Here is a 12,484-nt window from a genome sequence, read left to right on the forward strand (position 1 = left end):
GGCGCGCTGGATGAGGCGCGGCGGGCCCCGGCTACCCTGGGAGGATGCCCGCCGACACCTCCCACCTGCCCGCCGACCCCGCTTCGACGACGGCTCTCGCCGCCCGAGGACTGCGCATGGCCGCCGTCGACGCGGCCGACGACGCCGCGGTGCGGGCCTGGGTCGAGGCCGACGCGCGGGGCTTCCACGACGGCGCTCCGACCGACGAGTTCCTGGCCGAGCTGCGCGGCGACTTCGCGCTGCAGCGCACGATCGGCGTCTTCGACGACGCGCTCGCCGATCCCGAAACCCCCATCGCGACCATCGCGGCGTGGCCTGCCCCGGTGACCCTGCCCGGCGCGGAGGTCGACGCCTGGGCGATCAGTGCCGTGACCGTCGCGCCCACCCACCGCCGCCGCGGAATCGCCACGGCGATGCTCGAGGGAGAACTGCGCACCGCCGCCGATGCCGGCATTCCGGTCGCGATCCTGACCGTTTCGGAAGCGACGATCTACGGCCGCTACGGGTTCGGGCCGGTGACCTGGTCGAGCAAGTTCGAGGCCGACGTGCGCCGCGCGGGCTGGGTCGGCGCCGACACCCCCGGCCGGGTGCAGCTCGTCGGCCGGGACACCGCCATGGCCACCGGGCGCACGCTGTTCGACGAGGCGCGGCGGGCGACCCCGGGCGACGTGGGACTCGTCGGGCACCGCTTCGACCGACTCTTCGGCGCACCGTCCGACCCGGCGGAGCAGCGCAAACGCCGTTTCGTCCGCTACGACGACGAGGCGGGCACCCCCCGAGGCCTCGCGATCTACCACGTCACCGAAGACCCCCACGATTGGTCGGCGCAGGTCGTCGAGGTCGACTACCTGGCCACGACGACCGACGACGCTTACCGCGCCCTGTGGCGCTATCTCTTCGAGCTCGATCTCGTCGGCACGCTCCGCGCTTCGCTCCGCTCGGTCGACGAACCCCTGCGTTGGCTCGTGCAGAACCCCCGCATGATCCGCACGACCGAGCTGCGCGAGCACCTGTGGGCCCGCGTCCTCGACGCACCGGCTGTTCTCGGCGCGCGCACCTACGGCGGCGCGGGCCGCCTGACGCTGCGTGTGGACGACCCGCTCGGCTTCGCCGACGGCGTGTTCACCGTCGAGACGGATGCTGAGGGGCGGGCCGTCGTGTCGAAGACCGAGGCCCCCGACGGAGCGCTCCTCGAGGTCCCCGTCGACCTGCTCGCGCCGCTGCTGTTCGGCGGCGTCTCCGCGGCCACCCTGGTCGCCGCCGGTCGGCTGCGCGAGCGTGCCGCGGGCGACGCCGCAACCGCCGACCGCCTGCTGCGAGCCGCGCATCCGCCGGTGCTCACGACCTGGTTCTGACCGCCCGCACCCTGTACCGAACAGCCACCCGCCGAACGGCTTCGGACGTCAGGCGGAGCCCCGCACCACGAGTTCGGTCGGCATGACCGTCGAGTTCGGCGGCGTGCCCCCGTTGAGCAGTTCGAGCAAGATGTCGGCGAGCCGCTCCCCCTGCCCCGACGACGGCTGACGGACGGTCGTCAACGCGGGCGAGGTCGACGTGGCGATCGGCGAATCGTCGAACCCGACGATGGCGACGTCGGAGGGGACACCCAGCCCGGCGTCGCGCAGCACCCGCATTGCCCCGCGTGCCATCAGGTCGCTCGCCACGAACAATGCATCGATCTCGGCGCCGCTCGACAGGATGCGCCGCATCGCGTCGGCTCCCCCCTCTTCCGAGAAGTCGCCGTTCTCGACGGCGGCCGGCTGCAGGCCGGCCTCGTCGAGGACGGCCCGGAAGCCGTCGAGTCGGTCGAGCGACGACCGCATCGACGGTGGCCCGGCGATCGTGCCGATTCGGCGACGACCGCGCTCGAGCAGGTACTCGGTCGCCGTGCGCCCCCCGCCGACGTTGTCGCTGTCGACCACGTGATCCGCCTCGCGGACGCGCACGCGACGCCCGCCGTAGACGACCGGGATCGCCCCGGCGATGCGGTCGATGAAGGTGTCGTTGTCGTGGTGGGAGACGACGATCGCGCCGTCGACGCTGCCGCTCTGCAGGTATCCCGTGGTCTTGTCGCCGGGGTCGCCGTTCGCGAGAGTGACCAGCAGGATGTAGTCGGTGCTCGCCAGCCGCGTCTGGATGCCCGAGACGACCGAGGCGAAGAACGGATCGCCGAAGAACCGTGCGGTGTCTTCGGGAACGACGAGGGCGATCGCCTGACTCTGACGGCTCGCGAGCGAACGAGCGGCCCGATTCGGCACGTAGTTCAGGTCGTCGATAGCGCGGCGCACCGAGGCCCGGGCGACGTCGGAGACCGAGGGCGAGCCGTTCACGACGCGTGACACGGTCGACCGCGATACTCCGGCGCGCGCCGCTACCTGTTCGATGGTCGACGCACTGAGCACGATGGGGGTCCTCTCCGTCCGGCGGAGAGTGCTACGAAGAGGCGGGAAGACTCTCGAGCGCACGCGCGGCGATGATGCGACTGTACTGGAGCGCCGAATCCTTCACGGAGCGCTCCTGGGTCTCGTAATCGACGTGCACGATGCCGAACCGCTTCTCGTATCCCCAGGCCCACTCGAAGTTGTCCATCAGCGACCAGTAGAAGTAGCCCCGCACGTCGACGCCCTCCTCGATCGCGTCGAGGACAGCCCCCAGGTGCAGGCTGACGAACTCGGCACGATCGGCGTCGTGCACGCGGGTCTCGCCCTCCTCGACGACGGCCACGTCGTCGTAGGCCGCGCCGTTCTCGGTGACGAACAACGACACCCCCGGCGCCGCGGCGTACTCGTCGTTGACGCGGCGGAGGAGGCGCGTGAGTCCCTCCGGCTGCACCTCCCAGTTCATCGGCGTGCGCGGGAGGCCGCGGTCGTGCCAGAAGATGCCGTCGACGGAGGGGAACGGCGAACGCGTGACCCGGTCGGTCGGTGCGTCTCCGCCACCGGGTTCTTCGGTCGGCGGCGTACCCCCGACGAACTCGCCGTGGTAGTAGTTCACCCCGAGCGTCTCGATGGGGGTCGAGATGACCTCGAGATCGCCCGGGCGGATCGCTGCTTCGAGGGCCGCGACGGCATCGGCGTCGACGCGGCGGAAGTCCTCGACGATGTCGGCGGGGTACTCCCCCCGGAAGACGGGGTCGAGGAACCAGCGGTTGAACTGTCCGTCGATGCGTCGGGCGGCGTCGACGTCGGCGGGCACGGTCGCATCGACCGGGTCGGCGACCGTCAGGTTGAGCGTGAGCCCGAGATTCAGCGACGAGTCGCGCGCCCGCAGCTCTCGCACCGTCTGACCGTGACCGAGGAGCAGGTGGTGGGCCGCCAGCATCCCCTCACCCGGTGAGAAGTGTCCGGGAGCGTGGATGCCCGCCGTATAGCTGAGGAACGACGAGCACCACGGTTCGTTGAGCGTCGTCCAGACGCCGACCCGGTCGCCGAGGGCGTCGTGCATGTCGAGGGCGTACTCGGTGAACTTCTCGGCGGTGTCGCGGTTCGTCCAGCCGCCCCGCTCCTGCAGCGCCTGCGGCAGGTCCCAGTGGTACAGGGTCAGCCACGGCAGGATGTCGGCGTCGAGCAGCTCGTCGACGAGGCGCTCGTAGAAGTCGACGCCCTTCGCGTTGAGCGCGCCGCCGTCGGGGCGCACGCGCGACCACGACGTCGAGAACCGATAGGTCTGGAGCCCGAGTCCCTTCATCATCGCGACGTCGTCGCGGTAACGGTGATAGTGGTCGCAGGCGACGTCGCCGTTGTCTGCGTTGATGACCGCGCCGGGCTGACGGGAGAATGCGTCCCAGATCGAATCGCGGCGACCGTCTTCCGACGCCGCCCCTTCGATCTGGTAGGCCGCCGTCGCCGCGCCGAAGAGAAAATCGGCCGGGAAAGGCCGCAGCGTGGTCGCGGTGGTCGCATCGGTCAGCGTCATGGAGCGGGTTCCCATCGATCGGGGCGGAGATACGGAGACGGTCATCCTTTTACCGCCCCCGCCATGATCCCACTGATCAATTGCTTGCCCGCGATCACGAACAGCACGAGCAGGGGGAGGGTTGCCAGCACCGCGCCGGCGAGCACGACGGAGTAGTCGATGTAGTAGCCCGACTGGAGCTGACTGAGTGCGGTCTGCAGGGTGGGGTTCTGCGGACTCAGCACGATCAGCGGCCAGAGGTAGTCGGTCCAGGCCGTCATGAAGGTGAACAATCCCAGGATCGCCATCGCCGGGCGGGCCGCCGGGACGCCGACCGTCAAGAAGGTGCGGAACTGGCTCGCCCCGTCCATACGGGCCGCCTCGATCAGCTCGTCGGGGATCACATCGACGAGGTACTGCCTCATGAAGAACACCCCGAATGCGGTCACGAGGGTGGGCACGATGACCGCGCCGATCGTGCCGGTCCAGCCGAGCTCGCGCATGACCATGAAGAGCGGGATGATGCCGAGCTGGGTGGGGATCGCCATCGTCGCGATGACGAAGAACATGAGCCCGTTGCGTCCGCGGAACCGCAGCTTGGCGAACGCGTAGCCGGCGAGGGTGGCGAACGAGACGACCGAGACGGTGATGATCGCGGAGATCAGCACCGAGTTGCCCAGTGCGAGCCAGAACGGGATCGCGTCGAGCACCTTCGCCGCGTTGACGAGGAAGTTGCCGCCGGGGATGAGCGGCACCGTCTCGCTGCGGCTGGCGTTCGTCCCGCTGGCGATGACGAAGGACCACCACAGCGGATAGACGCTGCCGATGACGAACGCGGCGAGCAGCCCGTAGGTGAGGAAGCCGGGACGCGAGCCGATTCCGGCCGATCCGGTCTCGCGCGGCCTACGGTGGCGCGGGGAGCGCGGCGGGTCGGGTTCGACGGTCTCGACCTGCAGGGCAGGAAGGGGTTCGGGGATGCTGATGCTCATGCGCCACCTCCAGGGGTGCGGGTTCGGGCACCCAGGCGGCGCACGCGAGCGTCGCGCCGCGAGCCGGATGTCGAGATGCGGCGGGCGATGAGGAAGTTCACCAGGCCGAATCCGATGATGAGGAGGAACAGCAGCCAGGCGACGGCCGACGCCTCCCCGAGGTCGCGACGGAAGAAGGCGAGCTCCCAGAGGAAGAGCACGGTGGTCTGGAACTGTCGGTCGCTTCCTCCGATGCCGCCCGCGGTCGAGACGTCGAACAGGCGCGGCTCGGCGAAGATCTGGAGGCCGCCGATCGTCGAGGTGATGATGACGAAGATGAGGGTGGGGCGGATGGTCGGGATCGTGATCGAGAAGAACCGTCTCACCGGGCCCGCGCCGTCGATAGCGGCCGACTCGTAGAGATCGCGGGGCACCGCTCGCATCGCCGCGAGCAGGATGAGCGCGTTGTAGCCCGTCCAGCGGAAGTTGACCATCGTGGCGATGGCGAGGTGGCTGAGCGCCCGGTCCTGCTTCCAGGCCTGATCGGCGATACCGAAGAGGTTCAGCAGGTTGTTCGCGAGCCCGTCGGCGTCGCTGAAGATGTTCGAGAAGATCAGGGCGGTCGCTACGGGGGTGACGACGAACGGGATGAGAACGCTCATGCGCCAGAACGTGGGGGCGCGCAGCCCCCGGTCGAGCAGGTAGGCCACGATCAGGGCGATGGCCAGCTGCGGTATCGCCGACAGCAGGAAGATGCTGACCGTGTTCGACACCGAGTTCCAGAACATGCCGTCGCCGAGGATCTCGATGAAGTTGCCGAGACCGACGAACTCTCCCTGACCCTTCAGCAGATCCCACTCGAAGAGCGAGACGACGAGGGTGTACGCGAGCGGGAAGAGGCCGACGAGGCCGAACAGCAGGAAGAACGGCGCGACGTAGGCGTAGGGCGAGCCCTTGTAGTCGGCTCGGGAGAGGCGCATGCGCCACGCCGGGCGTGCCGTCGGCACGGTGCGCTTCGCCGCGCGCTCGGGCGGCGACTTCGTCGCGGGGGGAAGAGTTGCGGTCATGGGGAGAGTCCTCTCGCCGGGCGACGGCCGGGGTCTGCGGGTTGGCAGACCCCGGCCATCGCGTCCGATCAGCCGACCAGTTCGTTCAGGAGGCCGAGCGCCTTGTCCCAGGAACCCTGCGTGTCGATCTCGCCGAGATCGAGCGACTTCAGCGCCGGGCCGAAGACGTTCTCCTGGATCACCGAGTCATCCGGTCCCTTGAACTGGGCGACGACACCCTTCGCGCGCTCCGCGAGGATCGCGCCGGTGGGTGCGTCACTGAAGAACTCGTTCGGCGTCGCCTCCGCGGCCAGGGTCTCCTGCGCCTCGACGGTGCTGGGGAAGTTGTTCGCCGCGGCGGACTGCTTCACCTGCTGCTCGGGCTGCGTCAGCCAGTCGGCCAGCTTGGCCGCGGCTTCCTTGTGCTCGGAGCTCTCCGAGACGGCGAGGAAGGCGCCACCCCAGTTGGCCGGTCCTCCGGGGAACGCGTCGGCGAAGTCCCATCCGTTGTCGGGGCCGCCGCCGGCGCCCTCGATGGAGCCCTGCATGGTTCCCAGCATCCAGCCGGGGCAGACGAACGTCGCGAACGTGCCGTCGAGGAAGGACTTGCCCTTGTTCCAGTCCCACGCGGTCTGCGCGGCGGAGAGGCCGTCTTCGGTCGCCGCGCCCAGCAGCTCGAAGCGCTCCTTGAGTTCGGCGTTGCCCTCGACGTTCAGCTCGCTCTCGCTGGTGTAGTAGCCCTCCTCGAGCTGGTTCACCATCGCGTTCCAGACGAATCCGGAGTGGTCATAGAAGGCCTTGCCGGTCGCCTCGTGGTACTGCCGGCCGACGTCGAAGAATTCCTCCCAGTCGCCTTCGAACAGCTTCGCGACCTCGGCGCGGTCGGTGGGCAGGCCGGCCGCTTCGAATGCGGGCTTGTTGTAGCAGAGGCCTTCGGGTCCGATGTCGGTGCCGTATCCGATGACGCGCCCCTCGGGGTCGGTGCCCTGGGCGTACTTCCACTCGACCCAGTCGTCTTTACGGTCTTCGATGCCGTAGTCGCGCAGATCGGCGAACTGGTCGGAGACCTCCATGATGGCGCCGAGCCAGCCCTCCTCCAAAGCGACGATGTCGGAGAGTCCGGAGCCTGCCGCGATCTTGGTGAACGCATCGGTGCGGGCGTTGCCGCCGGTGTCGATGTTGTTCGCCTCGATGGTCACGCCGGGGTTGGCCTCTTCGTACTCGGCGTAGAGGTCTTCGTAACCGAAGGTGCCGAAGGTCGTCACGGTCAACGTGACGTCGCCGTCCGTTCCGCCGGCTTGGTCGCCACCGCCGCCGCCGGCGCAGCCGGCGAGGACGAGGGCGGAGGTGGTCAGGGCCGCGGTGACGATGGCTGTGCGGCGCAGTGCGTGTGATCTCACGGGTCACTCCTTTGTGATTGTTCGGGTCTTCGATGATCGGAACAGGTGCGAGCAAGCGTTCGTGGGAGCGCTCTCATTGCTCGGGATCACCATATGGGACCGCTCCCACGACGTCAAGGGAGCGCTCCCACCGATCTGAGCGAGGCCTTCCCCGGCCCGTAGGATAGGCCTGCCCCCTTCCCGCGACATTCGGAGCCGAAATGCCCACCATCGTCGTCGACGTCATGCCCAAGGCCGAGCTGCTCGACCCGCAGGGAAAAGCCGTCGCCGGCGCCCTGACCCGTCAGGGAGAGACGCGCTTCTCCAGCGTGCGGATCGGCAAACGGTTCGAGCTCACGGTCGACGGACCCGTCGACGAGGCCACGATCGCGGCGGCTCGCGAGATCGCCGACGAGATCCTCTCGAACTCCGTCATCGAAGACGTCGTGGGCATCGAGGTCATCGAATGACGGTCCGCATCGGCGTCATCACCTTTCCCGGTTCGCTCGACGACCGCGACGCGCAGCGCGCCATCCGCATCGCGGGCGCCGAGCCCGTCGCACTCTGGCATGGCGACCACGACCTGCAGGGCGTCGACGCGCTCGTGCTCCCCGGGGGCTTCAGCTACGGCGACTACCTGCGCGCGGGAGCGATCGCGGCCCTCGCGCCCATCATGAGCGAGGTGAAGGATGCTGCCGGTCGTGGCATGCCCGTGCTCGGAATCTGCAACGGATTCCAGATGCTCGTGGAGGCGCACCTGCTGCCCGGCGGTCTGATCCGCAACGCGTCGCAGCAGTTCATCCGTCGCGACCAGCGCCTCCGCGTCGAGAACGCGTCGACCGCCTGGACGAACGAGTTCGCCAAGGGCGAAGAGATCGTCATTCCGCTGAAGAACGCCGACGGCGGCTACATCGCCGATGCCGAGACGCTGGCGCAGGTCGAGGGCGAGGGTCTCGTCGCGTTCCGCTACCTCGGTGTGAACCCCAACGGGTCGCTCGACGACATCGCCGGTCTCACCAACGAACGCGGCAACGTGGTGGGGCTCATGCCGCACCCCGAGCACGCCGTCGAGCCCGGCTTCGGTCCGTCCACCCCCGACGCGATGCGCTCGGGCGTCGACGGCGTCGGGTTCTTCGCCTCGGCCATCGCCGCCGTGGTCTCGACCGCGGCCTGACACGGCCGCATCCGTGCCGGAAGAGCTTGCCGAGCGCCGCACCCTCGACGGTCGATTGATCGAACGTCTCGTGCGTCCGGCGCTCGCGGTCACCCTCGGTCTCGAGCCGCACCCGGAGGGCGGCTGGTACCGACGCACGTGGACCTCGCCCCGGGCGGTGACCCTGCCGGGAGGGGGCGAACGCCCGGCCGCCACCCTCATCGTGTTCCTTCTGCCCGCGGGAGAAGCCTCGGGCTGGCATCGGGTCGCGTCGAGCGAGGTCTGGATCACCAACGGCGTCGGCCCGGTCGCCCTGCAGCTCGGCGGAGACGGCGAACGGCCGGAGCCGGGCGTGACCACCGTCGTCGGCGATCCCGCCGAGGGGCATGCTCCGCAGGCCGTGGTGCCGCCCGACGTCTGGCAGCGCACGCTCCCCGCCGACCACGATGCCCTGGTGAGCTGCCTGGTATCGCCGGGATTCGACTTCGCCGACTTCACCATGCCCGACGTCGACGGCCGCACGTCGTAGCGTGGAGTGATGACCCCCGCACCGAACATCGTCGTGTCCGTACCCACCGAGCGGCTCGCCGCTGACATCCAGCCGCTTCCGGAGGGTGTCGACCTCGTCGTCTGGCCGATGGACGGGCCCGCGCCGCGCGAGCGGTTCGACATGGTCGTGCCGCCGTACATGAGCATGGAATCCATCGCGGAGCGGATGCGGGGCGTCGACATCGGGCTCGTGCAGAGCCAGTCGATCGGGTACGACGGCATGGCCGAGGTGCTGCCGGCCGGGCTGACGTTCGCCAATGCCGCCTCGGTGCACGAGACGGCGACGGCCGAGCTGGCGCTGGCGTTGACGCTGGCCGCGCAGCGGCGCGTTCCGGAGTTCGTCCGTGCCCAAGACGCCCATTCCTGGAAGGCGCGCTTCTCGGAGGGCCTCGCCGATCGCCGCGTCACGCTTCTCGGGTTCGGCGGCGTCGGCAAGGCGATCGCCGCGCGCCTGGCAGGGTTCGAGGTCGAGCTGACCGCGATCGCGAGTCGCGCCCGCGAGGAGGACGGTGTCGCGGTGCGGTCGATCGACGATCTTCACGCGGTACTCGCCGAGACCGAGATCCTCATCGCATCGCTCCCGGGAGGCGACGCGACCCGCCACGTCATGGATGCGGCAGCGCTGGCGGCGCTCCCCGATGGCGCCCTCGTGGTCAACGTCGGCCGCGGACCCCTCATCGACACCGACGCCCTCGTCGCAGAGGTTCGAGCCGGTCGGCTGCGCGCCGCCCTCGACGTCGTCGACCCCGAGCCGCTTCCGGAGGATCACCCGCTGTGGGCTCTTCCCGGGGCGCTCGTCGTGCCGCACGTGGGCGGAGCGTCGAGCGCGATGCGACCGCGTATCGCGCGTCTCGTCAGACGCCAGATCGAGCGTCTCGCCGCCGGGGAGCCGCCGCTGAACGTGGTGCTCGGAGGCTGAATCGCCCCTCGCGGAGCAGCATCCGTCCGCCGATCACACGTAGGCGCGGTGGTAACGCGGCTCTATCGTGGCGGAGCCCGTCAGCGCATGCTCCGCGCGGCGGACCCAGTGCGGATCCCTCAGCATCGCGCGGCCGAGCAGCACGAGATCAGCGGCTCCCTCGCGGAGGATGGACTCGGCATGGTGCGGGTCGTCGATCAACCCCACGGCAGCCGTCATGACCCCGGCCGCACGCACGCGGGCGGCACCCGACACCTGGTAGCCCGGGTACGGGTCGTACTCGGCGCCGTCGACCAGCCCGCCCGAGGAGCAGTCCACCAGGTCGACGCCCGCCGAGACGAGGCGGGTGGCGAGCACCGCAGACTCCTCGGCCGTCAGACCGCCGGGGGCGACGTCGTCGGCGGATATCCGCACGATCAGCGGCATCGTCACGGGTATCGCCTCGCGAACAGCCTCGACGGCCCTGAGGAGGAATGCCTCGCGATCGTCCCCCCACGCATCGTCGCGCACGTTGGTGACCGGCGAGAGGAACTCGTGCAGGAGGTAGCCGTGAGCTGCGTGCAACTCGACCGCGTCGAACCCCGCTGCGACCGCGCGAGCCGCCGCATCGGCGAAGGCGGCGACGATCTCGGGAAGGTCGTGCGTGTCGGCTCGCCGAGGCGGCGAGTACCGCCCGAAGGGCGTTCCCGACGCTCCGACGGTCGTCCACCCGCCCCGCTCCGACGGAACCGACCCACGGTCGGAGGGAGCATCACCCGGGAGCCCGGCGAACTTGCCGCCTTTTCGCCCGGCATGGGCGAGCTGGACGGCGATCGCCCCACCGGCGCGGTGGACGGCATCGGTGACGCGCCGCCACGGTGCGATGTGGTCGTCTGACCACAACCCCGCATCTTGGGGCGTGACCCGCCCTTCGGGGGTGACAGCCGTCGCCTCGGTGATGACCAGGCCCGCGCCGCCCATGGCGAATTGGCCGTAGTGCACGACGTGCCAGTCCGAGACCCGACCCGACCCGTCCGGCACGGCGTACATGCACATCGGCGACACGCCGACGCGATTGCGCAGACGCAGGTGCCGGAGGTCGAGCGGGGTCAACAGAGCGGGAGGGGGCGGGAAGGTCACGGGCTGTTCTCTTTCTTTCGGCGGGGAAACACAGCGACGAGGGAGAGTACGAGCAGAACGCCGCCGATGGCCGCGATGGTGCTCCCGAGCTCGCGGATGCCACCCAGTGGCTGGTCGTCTCCCAGCTGGTGCGCGACGACGACCGCGGCGAGCGCCGCCCCCACGTACTGGGCGGTGCGATAGATGCCGCTCGACGCTCCGGCAGCGTCGGAGGGGACAGCGCGGTGCAGGAGCAACTGATTTCCCAGGTTGTTGAACCCGTTCGGCAATCCCAGCAGCGCGCAGAGCACGGCGAGCCACCACAGCGGCACGTCGCGGGAGGCCGTCACGGCGAGCAGCACCCCGGCGGCCACCATCGCCGACGTTCCGATGATCAGGAGCACCCGGGGGTTCAGTCGCCTCCCCATCCGCGTGGCGACCACGGTCGAGATCGCACCGACGCCGAACACCGGCAGCATGAGGAGGCCGGTCGTCCCGGGGTCCAGACCCCGCGTTGCTTCGAGCCACTGCGGAAGGCCGTAGAAGATGCCGTAGAACGACACGAAAGTCGCCACGGCGCGCGCGCATGTCAGACCGAACTGCGGGTACCGCACCATCAACCGCACATCGACGAACGGGGTGCGCGCGCGCACCTCGCGCCAGAGGAACAGGGCGACGACCGGCACCAGCACGCCGAAGAACACCCACTGCGGGGCATCGGACTCCAGCGACAGCAGACCGAGCATGAGCAGCAGAAGCGAGCCCACCAGCAACAACATCCCGAGCGGGTCGAGCGACCCGATCACCGCCCGCGCCGGCATGGGCGCGCGGCGCTCGTCTTTCGGCACGAACGCCAGCACGAGGGCCGCCGATACGGCGACCACCGGCAGGTTGATCCAGAAGATCCCCTGCCAGCCCGAGAGGAGCACCATGAATCCGCCGACGGTGGGGCCCAGAGCCGCGGTGGTCTGACCGCAGAGCGCGACCACCCCGATCGCGCGCGTGGCGTTCTGCCCGCGACGCTGGGCGTGGGTGCGGATGACTGCCATCGCCGCCGGGAACTGCGCCGACGCGCCGAGCCCCAGGAGCACGCGGTCGACGACCATCCACTCGGGCGTCGTGACGAACGGGCCCGCGACCGAGGCCACGAGGATGATCGCGAGCCCGATCAGGTAGACGCGCCGCGCCCCGAACAGGTCGGCGAGCCTCCCGGCCGTGGGCGAGCCGACCGCGGCGGCGATATACAGACAGCTGACGATCCAGGCGATCGAGCCCTCGTCGCCGAAGTACTCCGCCATCGGCACGAGGGCGACCGCGATCATCGCGGAGTTGAGTCCGAGCAGGAGCGTGCCACTGCCGAGCGACCACGGAATACGCGCGGGGATCGGCGGCGGCTCGTCCGCTCCGGCGGCGGGTTTCACGTTCACATCGCGGGTCATGGCCGCCCCCCGGTGTGGAGGGCGGCGGTGGTGCGGAGG

12 protein-coding genes are annotated in these 12,484 nt (G+C 69.8%); 5 read left to right on the plus strand and 7 right to left on the minus strand.

The features are described 5' to 3' along the window. The first annotated feature begins 44 nt into the window (after positions 1-44). Positions 45-1,355 (plus strand): GNAT family N-acetyltransferase, encoded by a 1,311-nt coding sequence (locus ACFXQA_RS04060; RefSeq protein ID WP_394518514.1) that lies wholly within the window; start codon positions 45-47, stop codon positions 1,353-1,355. 48 nt (positions 1,356-1,403) lie between these two features. Here ACFXQA_RS04060 and ACFXQA_RS04065 read toward each other — a convergent pair whose 3' ends face one another. The 5 genes from ACFXQA_RS04065 to ACFXQA_RS04085 all read right to left on the minus strand — a co-directional run bounded on the left by ACFXQA_RS04065 (position 1,404) and on the right by ACFXQA_RS04085 (position 7,308). After that, positions 1,404-2,402 (minus strand): LacI family DNA-binding transcriptional regulator, encoded by a 999-nt coding sequence (locus tag ACFXQA_RS04065; RefSeq protein WP_394518515.1) that lies wholly within the window; start codon positions 2,400-2,402, stop codon positions 1,404-1,406. 31 nt (positions 2,403-2,433) lie between these two features. Next, entirely contained in the window at positions 2,434-3,915 is a 1,482-nt protein-coding gene (locus ACFXQA_RS04070) for a GH1 family beta-glucosidase (protein ID WP_394518516.1), read from the minus strand. 41 nt (positions 3,916-3,956) lie between these two features. Beyond that, the gene (locus tag ACFXQA_RS04075; protein WP_394518517.1) at positions 3,957-4,883 is read right to left on the minus strand and encodes a carbohydrate ABC transporter permease; all 927 of its coding nucleotides are present in this window, start codon (positions 4,881-4,883) and stop codon (positions 3,957-3,959) included. Continuing rightward, on the minus strand, positions 4,880-5,929 hold the full coding sequence (locus tag ACFXQA_RS04080) for a carbohydrate ABC transporter permease (protein WP_394518518.1): 1,050 nt from the start codon (positions 5,927-5,929) through the stop codon (positions 4,880-4,882). The genes ACFXQA_RS04075 and ACFXQA_RS04080 overlap by 4 nt, the downstream gene beginning before the upstream one ends. Before the next feature lie 68 nt (positions 5,930-5,997). Next, positions 5,998-7,308 (minus strand): ABC transporter substrate-binding protein, encoded by a 1,311-nt coding sequence (locus ACFXQA_RS04085; protein WP_394518519.1) that lies wholly within the window; start codon positions 7,306-7,308, stop codon positions 5,998-6,000. Between the two features lie 200 nt (positions 7,309-7,508). Here ACFXQA_RS04085 and ACFXQA_RS04090 point away from each other — a divergent pair, with 200 nt between their 5' ends. Genes ACFXQA_RS04090 through ACFXQA_RS04105 form a run of 4 tightly spaced genes read left to right on the plus strand, consistent with a single transcriptional unit; the run spans position 7,509 to position 9,908 of the window. Continuing rightward, positions 7,509-7,757, plus strand: a complete 249-nt coding sequence (locus ACFXQA_RS04090) for a phosphoribosylformylglycinamidine synthase subunit PurS (RefSeq protein ID WP_394518520.1) — start codon at positions 7,509-7,511, stop codon at positions 7,755-7,757. Continuing rightward, positions 7,754-8,461: a phosphoribosylformylglycinamidine synthase subunit PurQ gene (gene purQ / locus ACFXQA_RS04095; RefSeq protein ID WP_394518521.1), complete on the plus strand. Its 708-nt coding sequence runs from the start codon at positions 7,754-7,756 to the stop codon at positions 8,459-8,461. The genes ACFXQA_RS04090 and purQ overlap by 4 nt, the downstream gene beginning before the upstream one ends. A gap of 13 nt (positions 8,462-8,474) precedes the next feature. Further along, on the plus strand, positions 8,475-8,969 hold the full coding sequence (locus ACFXQA_RS04100; RefSeq protein WP_394518522.1) for a cupin domain-containing protein: 495 nt from the start codon (positions 8,475-8,477) through the stop codon (positions 8,967-8,969). Between the two features lie 9 nt (positions 8,970-8,978). Next, on the plus strand, positions 8,979-9,908 hold the full coding sequence (locus tag ACFXQA_RS04105) for a 2-hydroxyacid dehydrogenase (protein WP_394518523.1): 930 nt from the start codon (positions 8,979-8,981) through the stop codon (positions 9,906-9,908). A 33-nt stretch (positions 9,909-9,941) separates the two neighbouring features. Here ACFXQA_RS04105 and ACFXQA_RS04110 read toward each other — a convergent pair whose 3' ends face one another. Both ACFXQA_RS04110 and ACFXQA_RS04115 read right to left on the minus strand, forming a co-directional pair. After that, the gene (locus ACFXQA_RS04110; protein WP_394518524.1) at positions 9,942-11,027 is read right to left on the minus strand and encodes an oxidoreductase; all 1,086 of its coding nucleotides are present in this window, start codon (positions 11,025-11,027) and stop codon (positions 9,942-9,944) included. Next, positions 11,024-12,445 carry an MFS transporter gene (locus ACFXQA_RS04115; RefSeq protein WP_394518525.1) on the minus strand — a complete coding sequence of 474 codons (1,422 nt, stop codon included), beginning with the start codon at positions 12,443-12,445 and terminating at the stop codon, positions 11,024-11,026. Before ACFXQA_RS04115 ends, ACFXQA_RS04110 begins: the two co-directional genes overlap by 4 nt. Positions 12,446-12,484 lie beyond the last annotated feature (39 nt).

The sequence above is a fragment of the Microbacterium shimangi genome, from assembly GCF_043556445.1.
Lineage (GTDB): Bacteria > Actinomycetota > Actinomycetes > Actinomycetales > Microbacteriaceae > Microbacterium.

Bases quoted from the DNA above. Each gene is read 5' to 3' on its own strand.
- ACFXQA_RS04090 (WP_394518520.1), top strand. From the start codon at position 7,509: ATGCCCACCATCGTCGTCGACGTCATGCCCAAGGCCGAGCTGCTCGAC.
- ACFXQA_RS04070 (WP_394518516.1), bottom strand. From the start codon at position 3,915: ATGACGCTGACCGATGCGACCACCGCGACCACGCTGCGGCCTTTCCCG.
- ACFXQA_RS04105 (WP_394518523.1), top strand. From the start codon at position 8,979: ATGACCCCCGCACCGAACATCGTCGTGTCCGTACCCACCGAGCGGCTC.
- ACFXQA_RS04075 (WP_394518517.1), bottom strand. From the start codon at position 4,883: ATGAGCATCAGCATCCCCGAACCCCTTCCTGCCCTGCAGGTCGAGACC.
- ACFXQA_RS04080 (WP_394518518.1), bottom strand. From the start codon at position 5,929: ATGACCGCAACTCTTCCCCCCGCGACGAAGTCGCCGCCCGAGCGCGCG.
- ACFXQA_RS04060 (WP_394518514.1), top strand. From the start codon at position 45: ATGCCCGCCGACACCTCCCACCTGCCCGCCGACCCCGCTTCGACGACG.
- ACFXQA_RS04115 (WP_394518525.1), bottom strand. From the start codon at position 12,445: ATGACCCGCGATGTGAACGTGAAACCCGCCGCCGGAGCGGACGAGCCG.
- purQ (WP_394518521.1), top strand. From the start codon at position 7,754: ATGACGGTCCGCATCGGCGTCATCACCTTTCCCGGTTCGCTCGACGAC.